The organism is Intrasporangium sp. (genome assembly GCF_030452765.1).
Lineage (GTDB): Bacteria > Actinomycetota > Actinomycetes > Actinomycetales > Dermatophilaceae > Intrasporangium_A.
In genome coordinates this window covers 1-16,183 of the sequence record NZ_JAKDLO010000104.1, presented here as the reverse complement: position 1 = coordinate 16,183, position 16,183 = coordinate 1, and the positions used below count along the sequence as shown (strand labels likewise).

The following is a 16,183-nucleotide window of genomic DNA, read 5'->3' as shown; positions in this document are numbered from 1 at the left end:
CACCGGCCCTCGCACCCGGCACCCCGGGCCCTCGCACTCAGCACGCTCGACCTGAAGACCCTGCTCGACACACAGGAAGTGAACATGATGAAACCCTCGAAGATCGCCCTGGCTGCGGTGACCGCCGCCGCGATGCTGGGCCTGTCCGCCTGCGGCAGCGGTGGCGGCGACGACAACCCGCTCAGCGGGCCGACCGCAGAATCGGCGTCGGGAACGATCACGGTCGGGTCGGCCAACTTCCCGGAGTCCGAGCTGCTCATGGACATCTACGCGGGGGCGTTGCAGGCAAAGGGCCTGCAGGTAGCCACCAAGCCGAACATCGGCAGCCGGGAGGTCTACATACCGGCCCTGCAGGACGGCTCGATCGACCTCGTCCCGGAGTACACCGGCGTGCTGCTCCAGTACTTCGACAAGAGTGCGACGGTGGGCGACTCGGAGAGCACCTTCAAGGCGCTCAAGGCCGCGCTGCCGCCGGACCTGACGGTGCTCGACAAGTCCGCCGCTGAGGACAAGGACGCTCTCGTCGTCACCAAGGCGACCGCCGACAAGTACGACCTCACCTCGATCGAGGACCTGGCGCCCCATGCCAAGGACATGGTTCTCGGCGGCCCCCCAGAGTGGAAGACCCGCGATACCGGCGTGCCCGGCCTGAAGAAGGTCTACGGCCTGACGTTCAAGTCGTTCAAGCCACTCGACGCCGGGGGCCCGCTCACGGTCCAGGCCCTGAAGAACGGACAGATCGACGCGGGCAACCTGTTCACGACGGACCCGAACATCCCGGTCAACAACTTCGTCGTGCTGGATGATCCGAAGGGCCTGTTCGGTTCCCAGAACGTCGTGCCACTGATCCGCAAGTCCAAGGTCAACGACACCGTCAGTGGCGCCCTCAACGCCGTGTCGGCAAAGCTCGACACCGAGACGCTGACCGACCTGGTCAAGCAGGTCGTCATCGACAAGAAGGACCCGACCACCGTCGCCAAGGAGTTCCTGTCGAGCAACGGTCTGAGCTGACCGGAAGGTCGCGGCGGGGCGGGGACCCGTGCCCGCCGACTACCGTGGAGTCATGACCCCACCGGGCCGGCGACCAACCCTGGCCGACATCGCCCGGGAGACCGGCCTGTCCACGGCAGCCGTCTCCTACGCACTGCGCGGGCTGCAGGTCCCCGAGGAGACTCAGGAGCGGGTCCGTGAGGTGGCCGACCGGCTCGGATACACCGTCAACCCCATCGCCCGGGCGCTCTCCTCCGGCCGGACCGACACCATCGGTCTGCTGTGCGGGTCGCTCGAGGACAGCTGGCAGCGAGCCGTCACGGCGGCCCTCGTGCAGGCCTTGCCGGAGACCGGCCGCCAAGCGGTGATCATGGACGCCGGGTCGGATCCGGCAGTCCAGCTCGCGCTGGCCCAGCGCCTCGTCGAGACTCGCGCGGACGCCATCGTGGTCATGCCCCTCGACCCGGCCGCGCAGGAGTGGTCCGACGTCGCCGACCGCGCGACGGTCGTCGCGATCGGCGACGGCCTGCCGGCCGCCAGAACGGCGGCCGAGATCGTCTACGACAACGTGGCCGGGGTCACCGATGGGCTCGGCCAGCTTGCCGCGGCGGGCCACGAACGGGTCGACGTGCTCTCTCCGATCGGCCTCGACACGCCGGACCGCCCCGCCGAGGCCGTCGTCGCCCGGGTCAGTGCCGAGCTGGGCGTGTCAGCCCGCGTCGTGCAGTCCCCGCACGAGCTCGACGCCGCGTGCGCTGTGGTCCGCGCCGAGCTCGCCGGGGACGACCCACCGACCGCGTTCCTCTGCCTGGCCGACTCGATGGCGTGGGGAGTGTACGCCGCCGGGCGTGAGCTCGGTCTGTCGATCCCGGACGACATCTCGGTCATCGGCTACGACGACGCGCCCGTCTCGCGCCTGCTCGTGCCGCCGCTGACGACCTACCACTGGCCGATGGACCGTCTCGTGGACGCCGTCACGCGGACCCTCGAGCGCGCCATCGACGAGGGCACGCGGAGCCGCCGCCAGGTGATCTCGCCGACGCCCGTGCCGGGCGGCTCCGTCGGCGCCCCCCACTCCTGATCGAGAGTGCACCAGTTCAGATCGAGAGTGCACCAGTTCAGATCGAGAGTGCACTTGTCCCGATCGAGAGTGCACCACCCCTGATCGAGAGTGCACTTGTCCCGATCGAGAGTGCACCGGTTCAGATCGGGCGCAGCTCGTCCGCGTAGGACACCGACACCCGCCGCAGCACCCCGTCGTCTGAGATGGCGTACTGCCCCATCCGCCACAACGGCGGTGAGTAGGCGTGGATCGAGACCGAACCGGGGTCGCGCCCGACGAGCCGATGGATGTGGTCCGGCCCGAAGGAGTACGCATGCCCAGCGGTGACCTCGGTCTGCACGGACGGCATGCCGACCGCAAGGTTGTGCTCGGTCAGCGTGCCGGTCGCGACGGCGACCGCTCCTGAGGAGATGTCGTGGTCGTGCCAGCCGGTGTCGTTGCGCGGCGTCCAGCACAGCACCCAGACGTCGACGTGGGTGTCTCGGTGCAGCGAGACGTAGTGCCGGTGCTCGTCGTCGAACGCGACCTCGTGGGCCCACCGTTGCGAGTCTCGGGCCGTCGCGGTCGCGAGCTCGAGCAGCTCGGCCTCGTCGAGGTCGCGGCCAGGGAGCGTGTCGAGGGTGACCCCCGTGGGCACCTCGTCGATGACGGCGGCACGTCGAGCGGGCAGGACCGTGTCGTGGGGGTTGGGGGCGATGGCAGTCATGGTCTGCCTCCTTCCAGGAGTCGGGTTGGGTTGGTACTCGTGATGGCTCGGACGGCCGCTTCGCCGAGCCCGAGCGCGGCGACGTCAGGAGGCGCCGCCCAGGGCCGGTCGCTGCCGAGGACCACGACGTCGATCCCGAGGGCGCGGACCAGGGCGTCGACGCCCTGACGGCCGTACGACGAGATCTCGACGAAGACGTCCGGGTCGATGCGCCGGATCGTGCCGCCGCGCGCTGCGAGCCGCTCATGGTGCACCGGTGCGAGCCCGGCGCCCGCGACGAAGCACACCCGGAGGCTCGGCAGCAGCGCTCGACCGGTCTCGTGCCAGGCCCACCAGGCGGCCTGCAGCTGGGCCGGATAGTCGACGACCGGCACCCACCACGGGGGCAGACTGCGCGAGGCTGCCGTGTCCCGTAGCTCGCGTCGGGGCATGGATCGGCCATCTGCATCGAGGGGGCCTGTTGGACCCGGATGGACGAGCACCGGTCGGTCTGCCTCCTCGCAGACGACCAACAGCGGGGCGATCCGTTCGAGGGCGGCGGGGGTCGTGAGTGCGGTCGCAGGGACCTGCAGGCCGAGGACGTCTTCGGCGAGGAGCTGTTTGGCGGCGGCCAGGTCCGGCTCGACGAGTCCAACCGAGACCCACCGCCGGAACGGCGCGGGCAGTGCGGCGGTATCCGCGTGCCATGCCTCGAGCAACGGTGCCGCCTCCTGCGGGGGTAGGTACTCCAGGCCGAGTGGGGCGGACAGGCTCAGGCCGATGATCGCCCGGTCCTGCGGCTCGAGCGCGAGCCGAGCCTCGGGATCGTGCTCCGCGGAGTCGAGCTCGCTGGGCGGCTCATCCGGCAGGTACAGGGTCCAGCCGTCGAGCCTCGGCGCGCGGCCGCGGCGTCGGAGCACCTCGACGAAGGCTCGGCCCCACAGGTGCTGGTGCAGGTCGATGGTCGGCGGGGGCATGAGCATCCTTAATCGATTCAGTGAACCCTTTCAGTGAATCGCTTAAGTTCTCTTTCGTCAACCCTGGCCCTGTGGCCGCCGCCACACCTTGGTTCGAGACCCACCGAGCAGCGGCAAGGATCGACGGCTGCATCCGCCGAATCTTGCGGTCGTTCGGTGTGTTGCGGTGCCCGCCTGACGCCCGCGGGGCCCCGCCTGACGCCCGCGGGGCCGCCTGAGCTGATCCGGCGGGGTTCAGATGTCGTAGATGCCGCCCGGTCCCACGGTCCGCTCGGCCAGAGACCGGACCGGGTCGGGCCACGGCGGAACGGCACCCCCCAGCTCATCCGCAAGGCCGGCAACGACGACGTCCGTGACGAGGCGCGACCAGAGCCGAGCCCGGACCAGCATCGCATGGTCGGAGCGGGCGACCCGGATCAGCGCCGCGCCATGACCCTCGGCACGGAGCTTCTCGACCGTCTCACGCGAGAACCAGAGCGGGCAGATCGTGTCTCGATCGCCGTGGATGAGGACCGTCGTCAGGTCCCTGCCGACGGGCAGCGGGTCACCGGCCTCGATCCACGGGGAGATGCCTACGAGCAGGCGCACGTCCGACTCGTCGGCGAGGTAGATCGCGGTCCGACCGCCCATCGAGTGCCCGACCAACGCGATCGGCACACCCGGGTAGCGCACCCGCACCTGGTCCAGGGCCCAGCGCGCATCGCCGACGGGGGACCGTTCGTCACCGTTCCATCCGCGCCACCGGAACCGGAGCCGCGCCACCGCGAGCGGCTTCGGAGTGGACGCCGCAGCGACCGCGCGCGCGATCGGATAGAGCCGGGCAACGTTGTGCGACCAGGGCCGGTTGGCCTGCCGGCCCTCGATGGAGCCGCCGTGCAGGAGCAGCGCCACGGCGCCCGGTGCGGCGGGGGCGGCGTCCCACGAGAGGGAGGTGAGCGGCATACGGGCCTCTCGTCAGACGGGTGTGCGGTGGAAGTTCTGGAACGAGCGGCTCGCCGTCGGACCGCGCTGGCCCTGGTAGTGCGAGCCGTAGGTGCCTGAGCCATAAGGGTGCTCGGCCGGGGAGCTGAGGCGGAAGAAGCAGAGCTGGCCGATCTTCATGCCGGGGTAGAGCTTGATCGGCAGGGTGGCGACGTTGGACAGCTCGAGCGTGACGTGCCCGGAGAAGCCGGGGTCGACGAAGCCGGCGGTCGCGTGTGTGAGCAGGCCGAGCCGGCCGAGCGAGCTCTTGCCCTCGACCCGAGCGGCGAGGTCGTCGGCCAGCGTGATCGTCTCGAAGCTCGAGGCCAGGACGAACTCACCCGGGTGCAGGACGAACGCGTCGTCCTCACCACAAACCTCGACGAGGCGGGTCAGGTCGGGCTGCTCGGCCGCCGGGTCGATGTAGGGGTACTTGTGGTTGTCGAACAGCCGGAAGTACCTGTCGAGGCGCACGTCCACGCTCGAGGGCTGGACCATCTCGGGATCCCACGGGTCGAGGACGACCCGCCCCGAGTCGACCTCCGCGCGGATGTCCTTGTCTGAGAGCAGCACAGCCCGAGACTAATGGAGGCGGGCCTGGGCTCCCGGAGGTGTGTCGGCGGTGTCGCCTACGGTGAACACATGGGAGAGATCGACGCGGCGCCGCGGGATGACGAGCTGTTCGGATTCATGCGCGATTTCCGCAGGTTCGTCGAGGTGGCGTTGCAGCGGTTCGGCGACGACGAGAGTGACGGCGAGAGCCTGCGACAGGCGGTATCGGGGCATCTCGGGATCGGCGCGCGTGGCCTGCCGGTCGTCTCGGAGGTCGTGCCGCCGCACCGGGTCGTCGACGCCGACATCGCGCTCGCAGCTCTGGCCGGGGAGGATCCGGGCGCTCGGATCGTCGGGGTCGCCGGCGACATGCGCCACCACATGACGTTCGGCGACCTGCTCCAGGTCGGCGGGCCGTGGGGTGGCGGTGTGCGGGTCGGGCAGGTCGACTACGCCCAGCTGCCGACTGGTCCCGGGCCCGAGGACCGGCGTCAGGTCGTCTCATCGGGCGTGCACCTCTTCCACCTCGACGGCACGCCGGTCGTCGTGCGGGTGCAGGGGGTCGCGCCGCAGTACGGGCGGGAGGACGCGCTCGTCGAGGTCGTCGCGCCGGAGCGCTCGGTGGCAGAGGCGGTGATCGACCGGGTCCGCGCGCTCATGGACGAGCGCAGCGTGCTGCGCGGTCAGATCATCACCTTCGCGTCCGACCCGTACGGGCGCGGCATGGCGGGCATCACGTTCGTCGAGCGGCCCTCGCTGTCGGCCGAGGACGTCGTGCTACCCGACGGCGTGCTCGACCGGATCCGCGCGCACGTGGTCGGCATCGGCGAGCAGCGCGAGCATCTGCGCGTGCACGGGCAGCACCTCAAGCGCGGTGTCCTGCTCTACGGGGCACCGGGCACGGGCAAGACCCACACGGTGCGCCACCTGCTCAGCTCGACCCCCGGCACGACGGCGGTGCTGTTGAGCGGCGGGTCGCTCGAGCACATCCACTCCGCGGCCAAGGTGGCCCGCGCCCACCAGCCGGCGATCGTCGTCCTCGAGGACTGCGACCTGATCGCCGAGGACCGGTCGTTCGCGATCGGCCCACAGCCGCTCCTCTTCGAGGTCCTCGACACCCTCGACGGTCTCGACGCCGACGCCGATGTCGCCTTCCTGCTCACTACCAACCGCGTCGCCGACCTGGAGATCGCGCTGGCTCAGCGCCCTGGGCGGGTCGACCTCGCCGTCGAGATTCCGTTGCCCGACGAGGTCGGCCGGCTCGCGCTCTATCGCCTGTATGCCGCCCAGCTCTTCACCGAGGACGCGCTCGCTGCCGCTGCGGCGCGGTCGGAGGGGACGCCGGCCTCGTTCGCCAAGGAACTCGTGCGCCGGGCGGTGCTGCACGCGGCGCTGGCCGGCACGGCCCCGTCCGACGAGCACCTCGCGGCGGCCCTCGACCAGCTGTTGTCCGACTCCGAGGTGCTGACGCGGAGTCTGCTCGGGGTGGCGGGCGATGCGGGCTGGTCTGGTGAGGAGGGAGGGTTCGACGAGGGCGGACCGGGTGAGCGCGGGCCGGGCGGACCCGATGAGCGCGGGGAGCCTGGTGCGGGATCGGCGATGCTGGGTCCTGGCCCAGTTCCTCGCCCCGGCCGGATGCCGGGCGTCTACCGGGGCGGGCGTGGCGTCGGCTGGTTCGCGTACGCCCCCCGAGCCGGGGGTCGGCCGCGTGCGTGAGCCCGCTGAGCGGCATACCGCTCGGGGTTGTGCGTGGTTTGCGTCACTATCACGACCACAACCACGCACGGCCGCGACCGGGCACGGAGCCGGCGGGTCAGCCGCCGAACGGAAGCGTCGGTTTGCCCGGCACCTCGACGCGCATCCGGAAGACCGAGCCGGCTTGCGGCTCAGGGTCGTCGAGGTTCTCGCGGGAGGTCGTGATGAACAGGTCGCGCCCGTCGGCGCCGCCCAGCGTGCACGCGGTGACGAGCCGGAGCGGTAGCTGGGCCTCGTGGAGTATCTCGGCGCTCGGCGAGTAGCAGCGAACCTTTCCGACCCTGTTGAGCGCGACCCAGACGTTGCCCGCGGAGTCGACGGTGAGCCCGTCGGGGGAAGTGCCCTGCGCCTCGTGGAACTCGCGGCGGTTGGTCAGTCCGCCGTCGACCACGTCGAAGACGTCGGTGCGCCGGGTGCGCGTGTCGTTGTAGTAGGCGCGGGTGCCGTCGGGTGAGAAGTCGATGCCGTTCGAGGTGGTGACCTGGGGCAGGACGACGGTGACCTCGCCGGTCGGGGTGACGCGGTAGAGCGAGGCCGCACCCTCGGTGCGGTCGTAGGGCATCGACCCGCAGTAGAGGTTGCCCCATGGGTCGCAGCCGCCCTCGTTCATCCGGATGCCGGTGTCCTGCCAGATCTCGAGCAGTGGCCGGGGCCGGTCGTCGGGGGTGTCCGAGACGGCAATGCCCCGCTCGGTGCCGACGACGTAGCCGCCGCCGCTGCGAGGCCGGACGAAGGCCGCGATCTTGCTGCCGACGTTCATGCGGTCGACAGTGCCGTCGGCGCGGAGGGTGAGCAAGTCGCCGGCGAGCATGTCGACCCAGCGCAGGCCGCCCCACGTGTCGGACCAGACCGGGCCCTCGGCGTGGTAGGCGATCGGGTCGGTGATCTGCTCGAGGTCGCTCATGGCCCCATCATGACCCAACGCAGTCTTGGCGCTCCCCGCGCGACCTGGTCCGATGGGCCTGCTGGCCGGTTGTGTGCGCCGATCACGCCGACGCGGGAGAGCCTTTCGTGACCGGCGCGCGGTGTCGGCTACACTGACGCCGCGTGCCGCCTCCAGCGCCCTGGTGGGCGGTCTCGCGAGCGTAGCTCAATGGTAGAGCGCTAGCTTCCCAAGCTGGATACGCGGGTTCGATTCCCGTCGCTCGCTCCACGACTCCGCCGCAGGTCAGACGCCCTTTCCGGGACGAGGCCCGCGGCGGAGCTCGTGCGTTCGAGGCCGTTCGTGCCCAATCCGTGCCCAATCATGAGCCTTGCACCCCGTCATCAAGCCCGTGACTGGCCCCCTCCACGAGCTGATCGAGAGCCTTGGCGATCACTCGGTCTCGCTCGACTGTCGCATGCTGGTAGATCAGGGCCGCCCGCATGCTCGCGTGCCCCATGCGCGCCATCAGCTCGCGCGTGGAAGCACCCGAGGCGGCCGCGAAGTGGTTCCCCGTATGGCGAAGGTCATGGAAGTGGACGGACTTGTCGACCCCTGCTCCCTGCTTGGCTGCTCGCCAGATCTTCACGAAGTGCGCCCGCCGCGGAGTCGCTCCCTTCTCCCCCACGAACACGCGCCCATCAGCTCCTGGCTCGGCGTAGACGGACAAGTGTCTCTCGAGCTGGCCGCGCAGAACGGACGGCAAAGCAACCGACCGCCGGCCAGCAGCTGTCTTCGGTGACTTGACGACGAGCTGCCCACCTACCTCGACGACCGAGCGCCTGACGACCAGCGTCATCGACTCCTGGTCAATGTCGGCCCGAGTCAGGGCCATCAACTCGCCCCAACGCAAAGACCCGCGAAAGGCCCCGATTTGCTAGCGGCTGCGCTGGCTTGTTACGTTTCGACAGCCTTCCAGCCGGGGGCGATCCTCCTCGCTCGGAAGCGCCACATGCCCAGACAACACACCGTCGACCCTTCGGCGGTCACGACGATCTACTTCGAGCAGCGCCGCAGGTCTCGTCTGCGGGCCCTACGTCGGGCCGCGCGTCTGGTCACCGTGGCCGCGGTCCTCAGCTACACGACCTACCGCCTCGGTGCTGCCGGTCAGGCTGGGCAGCCCGGGCCGCTCGTTGCGATCCTCACGGTCCTCGGCATCATCGCGTGGGTGCGGGCCATCGTCTGCGACTTCCGCGTCCACGACGACCAGATGCGCTCACGGGTCCTGCTGGCCCGGATCGACTCGCTCCACCGGCGCCTCAACGCAGTGGCACCTGCGGTTGCTCGCGAGCGGGACAAGTGGGCCTCATGACCAGCAGCCGCCGGAAGACCAGGACGACCAGGAAGACCAGGCAGGACGAGGCGAAAGATCTGGGCGAGCAAATTCGTCAGCTCGAGGCCGAGCTTGACCAGTCCGAGGCCAACGCGACCCGGCACCTCGGCCTAGCGACGAGCGCGTCCGTGCTCGGGGCGATCGCCGTCCTCACCGCGATCGCGGCAGCACTGCTCGGATAGCCAAAGCCGGGCGACCTTCATCACGCCTGCCGAATTGACCTCTATGGGATCAAGGCGCCGGCTCCGCCGGCGCGGCCCGCCGGGCCCCCCCCCCCACGGGAATCCCGCAGGGCGGCCGGCCCAGGCCGCCCCCCCCCGCCCGCCCCACGCGCCCCCGCCCCCGCCCCGCCCCCCCCCCGGCCCGCGGGGCCCCCGCGCGCCGGGCATGCGGCCTGACGGCCGGTCCCTGCGCGCACCCCACGGCCAGACGACCGCACGGACGGGCCCGATCGGGTGTATGGGGCTCCGCCAGGTGCCACCCGACGGCCAGCCAGCCTGTCCTTAACGACCACCCCGTGACGGGCGGCTTACCCGCGATCGGGACCGTCCGGGCGGGCCGCCGCGTCGACAGTTGTCGACCGGGCAGCACCGCTGCGCCCCGGCCAACGGGCCCGATTCCAGTGGGAGCACGATGACGACTACGCACCCCGCGCGCGAGACGCCCCTTCGATCCTCACCCCCACCTTGGTGAGCGCACTCTTCGACGCCCAGGCGAAACGGAGCGATACACGTCACGACGCAGCAGCCCTGCCGCCATAGACGATTGGCGATTTCGACCATGCCCCGGGCGGTGGCCATCATGGGGTGGCGTCGTCGACGCAGTGTCCGTCTTGCAGGCGCATGGAGCGGTCGCAGCGCTCCGTGATGAGCAGGTCGTGCGTTGCGAGCACGATCGTGACTCCGAAACCGTCTCGTAGCGAGAGCAGCAGGTCGACGATCTCACGGCCGGTCGCCGTGTCGAGGTTGCCGGTCGGTTCATCCGCGAGGATGAGACGCGGCTCGTTGACCAAGGCGCGGGCGATCGCGACGCGTTGTTGTTGGCCACCGGAGAGATGCGAGGGTAGGTCGCGAGCGCGTTGCCCGAGGCCGACCTGCTCGAGCAGGTCGAGCGCGCGCCGCTTCTTGTCGTACCCCGTGCGATACGGGATGACGGGTGCGATCACGTTGGCGAGCACGGTCAGGGTCGGCAGGAGGTTGAAGCGTTGGAAGACGAAGCCGATGCTACGACGATAGTCGGCAAGCGCGCGCCGACCCAGCCCGGCCAGATCGGTGCCATCCACGACGACTGTGCCTGAGTCGGGACGGTCTATCGCGCCGATGAGGTGCAGCAGGGTCGATTTGCCGGACCCGGACGCTCCGGTGATCGCGTTGACGCTGCCAGCCGCGAAGATGCCGCTGATGTCGTCGACTGCAGTCAGCGTGGTGCCGTCACCGACCTGGTAGATCCGGCTCACGTGTGCCAGCTCGACGTCGGCGCCGCCCGGCAGGGACTCCAGATTGGACCCGGTCGGGGCAGGCGGCGGCTGCGCCATGGGCTATTCCTCTGCCAGGACGATCGCGGCGGGCAGCCGACGCACGGCTCGGCTGGGCAACAGGCTGGCCACCATCGTCGCAACGACTCCGGCGGCCAAAGCGAGCATCGCTGGTACAACTAGTTGGTTTGGTGTTGCGCCGAGTGTGGTGACGACCCCGAGCCCAATCCCGGCGCCGAGGGCGCTGCCGAGCAGCCCCACACAGAGCGCCTCTGTGAGGATGAGACGAGTGAGGGAGCTGGGTCGCCAACCCGTGGCCGTTAGAGTGGCCAGTTCCGTGGCCCGTTCGCGGATACCCAGGTAGAGAACATCGGCGACGGCAGCAGCTCCGAGCAAGGTCGTGATGACCACGGCAGCGTAGTCGACGCCGCGGACCTGCACGGCGATGACGTTGCCAAGTAGTGAGCCAACCACGGCACCTTGGAACAACTGAGTGACACCGAGCAGCAGGGTCAGCGCCGCCACGCCGACCGCGAGGGCGACCACGCCGCCGAGGGTGCGGCCGGGGACACGCAGCAGGTTCGTCAAGGCCATCGAGCCGAGGTGGCGAGGCGACGGCACCCGACGCCAGGACGCCACCCCGGGGCGGACGGCGTCGGCGGGCTCCGCCCGGGTAGCGCGGATCGCCGGCAACAGCCCGGCAAGGACGGCCACCACGACCGCGGCAGGGGCGACGAGTCCTGCGAGGAACGGCAAAGGACGCACACCAGCCGCCTGGGCCGCGGGCCAGGCAAGGGCCACCCCGGCGGCGCCACCCACCAACCGATGACGACGAGCTCGCCGATGACGGCGCAGAATATCTCGCGTGGCCGCCATCCGACGCAGGCCAGGACCCCGAGCTCGTGGCGCCGGCCGCGGACGGACGCTGCGGCGCCGTTCGCGATGAAGAGTGTGCAGACGACGAACAGCAGGGTGAACAACGCGAGGCTCTTGCGGTCGGTCGCCGTCAGCACCTCAACGGCGACGCCCTTCTTGACCCAGCCTTCCGAGAGGCTGAGCGGCGGTCGGCCGAACTTTCCGGCAGGTAGCTCGACGGTCATGGCGGTTGGCGACGACCCGGCAGTGATGTCGACGTCGAGGCCGGTGACGTCATGGATGCCACCGGCGACCTGCTGGATGCGGGCGAGCTGCTGTCGAACCGGGCCCTCCAAGCCGCCGACGCGCACCCGGATCACGCTGATGGGGGCGCCTTTGCCAACCCCAGTAAAGACGTGGGGATTGTCGAAGATCGGCAGCGAGGCAAGCGTGGTGAGCAGCAGGGGCGGCGGCTGCAGGTACCCCGCGAGGTTCTCATCCGGGACTAGCGGCCGATTTCCGAGCAACTGACGGCTGCGGGCGTCGGCCCCTGTGGCCTCCGCCGCGTGATAGGCCCCCAACGGCACTTGCGTCAGTGCGTTGAAGCCGGGCAACTTGTCGGCGTCGAACCGGCCCACGAGCTGGGCTTCGGGCGCGAGGACGGTGTTGTTCTCGATCCGACTGGAGCCGACGTGCTCCTTCAGCATGCGGAACGCCGTGTCGGCATTGTCGAGCGGAGCTGGGTAGTAGCCGGAGAAGGCGTCCTGCCAGACATGGGCCGGGTCATTCTGGACCTCGCGCGGAGTGAGCCGTCGAGGGCCGAGTTGCTCGTAGCTGGTCGGGGAGCTCGTCCAGAAGTTGTTCAGCTGTAGGGGCGCCTGCAACAGTCCTTCGTAGGCTGCGTCGGGCTCGAACTGCCGCTGCCCGAGCACCACTCCCGGCAGCGTCGAGAGGGTGTGGAACGGATCGCCCGTTGTCACGTCCTGGAACAACGTGCGCGGGGAGGTGTCGACCACCCGGCGAATCGTGACGGTCAAGCGGTCATCGACCAAAGGGCGGGTGGCCGCGATGACCGGCACCATGGGGTGGCCGAAGCCGGTGACCTGGCGGACCTGTACATGGTCGGTGAGACGGAGATACCGCCCGCTCACCACGGCGTCGTCCAGATGGACGAGCCTCGCCTCCTGGACTGGGTCGACCGCGGCGAGCAGGAACGGGAACAACGAGTTCACCCCCGATCCGACATGGCCGGGCGGCAGCCCGAGACCTTGGCTCACGTCCTCGGTCAAAGAGTTCTGGCCGGCCAGCGACCAGCAGGTGAGGAAGGTTCGGCCGTACGGATCGAACGGGCCGCTGCGTGGTGGTAGGGCAGCCTGGAAGTGGCTGCACACGTCAGTGTCTGGCGGCACGTCAGGTGCCTGTTCGACCCATCCCTCGCCGGTGTTCTTCGAGAACGGATGACGCGTGACGTATACGAAGTTGGGAAAGTCATGCAAGATCGACAACCCGTTCTGCGCCGTCCAGGTCTGCTCGATCCGGAGCACTTGGCGGGTGGCCGGGCCGAGCAGATCGGTGACATCGATCGGGATGCCCCAGAACGGCAGCACGTAGCCGATCATGGCGATCGGCGCCGCGACGTCAACACCCGGAATCCGTGCGATGGCGTGGTACTGGTCCACCGTGATCCCGCCGAAGATGCCGGACAGATAGTTGGCGCGCACCAACCCTTGGCTGCGCTCCAAGGCGGTGGTCGAACCGTGCGGTCGCACCAGGATGTCGTAGACAGACCGGTAATTGTGCCCCACTGTGCCGATGGTGCGGACCTGTGCGGTGTCCACCGCTCCGGTGAGCACCGTGAAACTTGCGGCGACCACGAAGATCCCCAGCAGGAGGGTCACTGACCGCCCGGCGCGCCGGCGCAGTTGGCTCCACACGAACTCCAGCACGCCACCTCCTGAGTGAAGCAAGGCGAGGACAGGGGCGATCACGCAACTGTGCGGGCCGTGCGGTCACGTGATCGGCGGACGTCAACAGCAGACGGGCCCCGCGGGCAGGAAGCAATTGCTCGATGTCGTGTAGAAGCACTGGCAACAGCTGGTGTGGCAACAGTTGTCGTAACACTTGTAGGCATGCTGTCCGGCGGGGCATGACCTGCAGGTGCTCTTGCAGCACTGCCCGCACGCGTCCGGCACCATGATCGACTTGCCATCGCCGCGGATCACGCGGGAGTGGCTGCTCGCGATTGCGGTGCCTGCTGGGATCAGCGCAATGCCCACTCCGGCGCCTAGTGTCATCCCTGCCTTACGCAGAAACGACCTACGGCTCTCCTGCGCGGGCCGCTGTTTCTGGGCGCGTTGGTCAACTTCGTGATCGCTCATCGTGTCGCTCCTCCTCCTGAATCGATGTGGGCAGTGTGTGCGTCATCCGAGACGCCGACGAGACCTATGGCTTGAAGATCTGAACGTGCTGCTGGCGCCAGCCGAAGCATCATCATCTGTAGGTCGGCTACGGTGTTCGGGATGCCCGATGCCACGATCATGCGGTCCGCGGCGATGGCGTAGGCGTATGGGACCGCGGAGATATTGAAGTCACGCGAGACGCTGCCGTCTTGACGGATAACCTCCCACGGAGTGGGCAACGGCGGCAAAGGATCATCAGCGCGTCGCTTGGTGACAACAACCGCTTCGACACCGGAAAAGTCGGCGGAGCTCATACGGATTTCTTCGATCAGGTTGGCGCAGGGGTCGCAGCCCGCGTCAGCGAAGACGACCAGCTGGGGTCGGGCGGTGTCGGGCATCAAGGCGTCCTCCCGGGCGCCAGGGCTGTCGAGGGAACGGCGCAGCGGCGGCGCGACGGTGGCCACGCTCAAGCCGCGGAATGTCTCGTCCAGCGTCATGCGGCCGAGCAAGGCCTCCACTCGGGTCATCGCCGCCGAGACCTGCGTGTAGATGCCGATCAGCGCCACTGCCATCACAATGACCACGATCACCATAGCGAGGACCACGGCTATCCATGGCGCACTCATCTGTCTCCTCCTACGAATGTCGGAATACGAGAACGCCTGAGTTGTCGCGAGAACTCGTGCACACTCTGCGCTAGACGCCCTGCAACCCACGTCAGCAAGAGCACCGTCACCGCAGCCACTGCCGCGCCGGCCGACAACTCAGGATGAGCACCAGCAAGGGCGCGGAGGCCTGGCAGGGGCGTACCGCTCAGGGCGGCCACCGCAAGCGACGTAGCGAGCACGACGTTGCGGGAGGCGAGGCTCCAATCGATCGGCTTCGTGGATCCCTGGCAGCCACACGCGTTCCGGTACCCCCGGCGGAGGTTGATGGAAATGGCAAGTGCAAAGGCCGCGAGCAATATCAGGGCGCACCAGAGCGGCAGGACGCCGCCGACGCCGACCAGCATCAAGGCTCCAAGGAGGATCTCAACCCATGGAAGCCCGGCAGCGAGGGGCTGTACCAACCGAACCGGCAGCAACTCGTAGTCTGCCAAATCGAGGGCGAACCTGCCGACGCGCAGCTTGGCGGCACCGGAGTAGACGAAGGTGACCCCGACAGCTATCTGCACGAGGAAGGCAAACAGGGCCACTTTCAACCCTCCCTTCGGCCGACAACCGTGTCGTGAGGCCAACGTGCCGCCGCTTCTCAGTCAGCCTGTGGCGAGCGAGCGACTCCAGAAACCACAAGACGTATGCAACCAGTTCTACCGAGAGTGGACCCGCAGCAAAGCACAAGTCAAGAGGTCGACGAGACTCGTCAGAGTGCGCGCGAGGACGGTTGGTTTAACCCATCGAGGAATGAGTGCGTGGAGTGCGCCAACCGATCCGCGATCCGCTGCAGAGACTCCCTGTGTGTCTGGGTGAGTTCAGGAGCATCTCGGGAGTAGTGGCCTCCGTCAGACGGCCGGACAGGGGGTCCGACGTTAGGTCGATCAGGGATCTCCACTTAACCGGAGTCGCCCTGAGGCAGGTCGCCACCCGCCGCGTCGCGCACTTCCGCGACCTCGCCAGATCCCCTCGCCTGCAATGCTCTTCGCTGACGCCACGATGCAGAGCCGGCCAAGACGCACATGCGGCGACACCGCGCGGTGGGACCGATTGAGCGGCTTGACCGGCAGCGCTCCGGTTAAGTGGAGATCCCTGAGGTCGATACCGCGCCGTCAGGCACGAACCTACGGTACGAGGCGCAGGGTCGGTCCTGCGTCGGTGGCGTTGGTGATCCCGTTCGAGCGGTCGCGCCATGAGAGCACTGTCGACCCAGATCCCCTTTCCGCCTACTGGCCACCATCGAACTGAAGGACAACTCGGCACAGCGACACACGGGCTGTCGAGCAACCTTCAGCATGCCCACGGCGGCGTCTCGCCATCCCTCCGCCTCCGCATCCTGCCTGCACAAACGAGGTTCCCGCAACTCACACCGACACTTTGCAAGGGGAGGGTCAGGCTCGTACCCAAGGCCTCGGAAAGATCACGTCTTAGCAGGTCAGCAGGCATGTGAGGGCTCGCTCGGGGTCGCGTGCGTGGTGTCGTAGAGCTTCGGCGATGTTGTCCCAGCCTGCGGGTGTGAGTCGTGGTCGTGTCGGTCCGTGAGTTTGTGCAGGTCGTTCCCTACT

General features: G+C 68.8%; 16 protein-coding genes and 1 tRNA gene. 6 read left to right on the top strand and 11 right to left on the bottom strand.

All coding sequences use genetic code 11. The features are described from left to right. Together L0H79_RS13685 and L0H79_RS13680 are read left to right on the top strand one after the other, a co-directional pair. Positions 1 to 1,011: ABC transporter substrate-binding protein (locus tag L0H79_RS13685; RefSeq protein ID WP_367652472.1), on the top strand; the 1,011-nt coding region annotated here is incomplete at its 5' end. 52 nt (positions 1,012 to 1,063) lie between these two features. Next, a complete protein-coding gene (locus L0H79_RS13680) occupies positions 1,064 to 2,071 on the top strand; it encodes a LacI family DNA-binding transcriptional regulator (protein ID WP_301485175.1) in 1,008 nt (335 codons plus the stop codon). Between the two features lie 121 nt (positions 2,072 to 2,192). On the opposite strand, the gene L0H79_RS13675 is transcribed toward L0H79_RS13680, so the two are convergent. The 4 genes from L0H79_RS13675 to dcd form a co-directional block, all read right to left on the bottom strand. Then, the gene (locus L0H79_RS13675) at positions 2,193 to 2,759 is read right to left on the bottom strand and encodes a cysteine dioxygenase family protein (RefSeq protein ID WP_301485174.1); all 567 of its coding nucleotides are present in this window, start codon (positions 2,757 to 2,759) and stop codon (positions 2,193 to 2,195) included. Continuing rightward, the gene (locus L0H79_RS13670; protein WP_301485173.1) at positions 2,756 to 3,715 is read right to left on the bottom strand and encodes an amidohydrolase family protein; all 960 of its coding nucleotides are present in this window, start codon (positions 3,713 to 3,715) and stop codon (positions 2,756 to 2,758) included. The genes L0H79_RS13675 and L0H79_RS13670 overlap by 4 nt, the downstream gene beginning before the upstream one ends. Positions 3,716 to 3,949: 234 nt before the next feature. Continuing rightward, positions 3,950 to 4,657, bottom strand: a complete 708-nt coding sequence (locus tag L0H79_RS13665; RefSeq protein ID WP_301485172.1) for an alpha/beta hydrolase — start codon at positions 4,655 to 4,657, stop codon at positions 3,950 to 3,952. Positions 4,658 to 4,669: 12 nt separating this feature from the next. Further along, positions 4,670 to 5,248: a dCTP deaminase gene (dcd, locus tag L0H79_RS13660; protein ID WP_301485171.1), complete on the bottom strand. Its 579-nt coding sequence runs from the start codon at positions 5,246 to 5,248 to the stop codon at positions 4,670 to 4,672. A 69-nt stretch (positions 5,249 to 5,317) separates the two neighbouring features. Between dcd and L0H79_RS13655 the strand changes: the two genes are divergently transcribed. Further along, positions 5,318 to 6,943: an ATP-binding protein gene (locus tag L0H79_RS13655; protein WP_301485170.1), complete on the top strand. Its 1,626-nt coding sequence runs from the start codon at positions 5,318 to 5,320 to the stop codon at positions 6,941 to 6,943. Positions 6,944 to 7,040: 97 nt separating this feature from the next. Here the strand turns inward: L0H79_RS13655 and L0H79_RS13650 are convergent, their stop codons facing one another. Next, positions 7,041 to 7,886 carry an SMP-30/gluconolactonase/LRE family protein gene (locus L0H79_RS13650; RefSeq protein WP_301485169.1) on the bottom strand — a complete coding sequence of 282 codons (846 nt, stop codon included), beginning with the start codon at positions 7,884 to 7,886 and terminating at the stop codon, positions 7,041 to 7,043. Positions 7,887 to 8,061: 175 nt separating this feature from the next. On the opposite strand from L0H79_RS13650, the gene L0H79_RS13645 reads away from it, so the two are divergent. After that, a tRNA-Gly gene (locus L0H79_RS13645) sits at positions 8,062 to 8,135 on the top strand. A 91-nt stretch (positions 8,136 to 8,226) separates the two neighbouring features. Here the strand turns inward: L0H79_RS13645 and L0H79_RS13640 are convergent. Beyond that, positions 8,227 to 8,757 carry a tyrosine-type recombinase/integrase gene (locus L0H79_RS13640; RefSeq protein WP_301485168.1) on the bottom strand — a complete coding sequence of 177 codons (531 nt, stop codon included), beginning with the start codon at positions 8,755 to 8,757 and terminating at the stop codon, positions 8,227 to 8,229. A 99-nt stretch (positions 8,758 to 8,856) separates the two neighbouring features. Here L0H79_RS13640 and L0H79_RS13635 point away from each other — a divergent pair, with 99 nt between their 5' ends. Together L0H79_RS13635 and L0H79_RS13630 are read left to right on the top strand one after the other, a co-directional pair. Then, the gene (locus tag L0H79_RS13635) at positions 8,857 to 9,216 is read left to right on the top strand and encodes a hypothetical protein (RefSeq protein ID WP_301485167.1); all 360 of its coding nucleotides are present in this window, start codon (positions 8,857 to 8,859) and stop codon (positions 9,214 to 9,216) included. Further along, on the top strand, positions 9,213 to 9,419 hold the full coding sequence (locus L0H79_RS13630; protein WP_301485166.1) for a hypothetical protein: 207 nt from the start codon (positions 9,213 to 9,215) through the stop codon (positions 9,417 to 9,419). The genes L0H79_RS13635 and L0H79_RS13630 overlap by 4 nt, the downstream gene beginning before the upstream one ends. Positions 9,420 to 10,036: 617 nt before the next feature. Here the strand turns inward: L0H79_RS13630 and L0H79_RS13625 are convergent. The 5 genes from L0H79_RS13625 to L0H79_RS22245 form a co-directional block, all read right to left on the bottom strand. Continuing rightward, positions 10,037 to 10,771, bottom strand: coding sequence for an ABC transporter ATP-binding protein (locus L0H79_RS13625; RefSeq protein WP_301485165.1), 735 nt, complete (start codon positions 10,769 to 10,771; stop codon positions 10,037 to 10,039). 3 nt (positions 10,772 to 10,774) lie between these two features. Next, on the bottom strand, positions 10,775 to 11,305 hold the full coding sequence (locus L0H79_RS13620) for an FtsX-like permease family protein (RefSeq protein WP_301485164.1): 531 nt from the start codon (positions 11,303 to 11,305) through the stop codon (positions 10,775 to 10,777). Beyond that, positions 11,296 to 13,512, bottom strand: coding sequence for an FtsX-like permease family protein (locus L0H79_RS13615; protein WP_301485163.1), 2,217 nt, complete (start codon positions 13,510 to 13,512; stop codon positions 11,296 to 11,298). Before L0H79_RS13615 ends, L0H79_RS13620 begins: the two co-directional genes overlap by 10 nt. Before the next feature lie 428 nt (positions 13,513 to 13,940). Beyond that, positions 13,941 to 14,591: a hypothetical protein gene (locus L0H79_RS13610; RefSeq protein WP_301485162.1), complete on the bottom strand. Its 651-nt coding sequence runs from the start codon at positions 14,589 to 14,591 to the stop codon at positions 13,941 to 13,943. After that, positions 14,588 to 15,139, bottom strand: coding sequence for a MauE/DoxX family redox-associated membrane protein (locus L0H79_RS22245; RefSeq protein ID WP_367652473.1), 552 nt, complete (start codon positions 15,137 to 15,139; stop codon positions 14,588 to 14,590). Before L0H79_RS22245 ends, L0H79_RS13610 begins: the two co-directional genes overlap by 4 nt. Positions 15,140 to 16,183 lie beyond the last annotated feature (1,044 nt).

What these genes read in the sequence shown, in the direction of transcription:
- L0H79_RS13670 (WP_301485173.1), bottom strand. Translation starts at nt 3,715, where the DNA reads ATGCCCCCGCCGACCATCGACCTGCACCAGCACCTGTGGGGCCGAGCC.
- L0H79_RS13620 (WP_301485164.1), bottom strand. Translation starts at nt 11,305, where the DNA reads ATGGCCTTGACGAACCTGCTGCGTGTCCCCGGCCGCACCCTCGGCGGC.
- L0H79_RS13625 (WP_301485165.1), bottom strand. Translation starts at nt 10,771, where the DNA reads ATGGCGCAGCCGCCGCCTGCCCCGACCGGGTCCAATCTGGAGTCCCTG.
- L0H79_RS13610 (WP_301485162.1), bottom strand. Translation starts at nt 14,591, where the DNA reads ATGAGTGCGCCATGGATAGCCGTGGTCCTCGCTATGGTGATCGTGGTC.
- L0H79_RS13635 (WP_301485167.1), top strand. Translation starts at nt 8,857, where the DNA reads ATGCCCAGACAACACACCGTCGACCCTTCGGCGGTCACGACGATCTAC.
- L0H79_RS13675 (WP_301485174.1), bottom strand. Translation starts at nt 2,759, where the DNA reads ATGACTGCCATCGCCCCCAACCCCCACGACACGGTCCTGCCCGCTCGA.
- L0H79_RS13680 (WP_301485175.1), top strand. Translation starts at nt 1,064, where the DNA reads ATGACCCCACCGGGCCGGCGACCAACCCTGGCCGACATCGCCCGGGAG.
- L0H79_RS13650 (WP_301485169.1), bottom strand. Translation starts at nt 7,886, where the DNA reads ATGAGCGACCTCGAGCAGATCACCGACCCGATCGCCTACCACGCCGAG.
- L0H79_RS13630 (WP_301485166.1), top strand. Translation starts at nt 9,213, where the DNA reads ATGACCAGCAGCCGCCGGAAGACCAGGACGACCAGGAAGACCAGGCAG.
- L0H79_RS13665 (WP_301485172.1), bottom strand. Translation starts at nt 4,657, where the DNA reads ATGCCGCTCACCTCCCTCTCGTGGGACGCCGCCCCCGCCGCACCGGGC.
- L0H79_RS13655 (WP_301485170.1), top strand. Translation starts at nt 5,318, where the DNA reads ATGGGAGAGATCGACGCGGCGCCGCGGGATGACGAGCTGTTCGGATTC.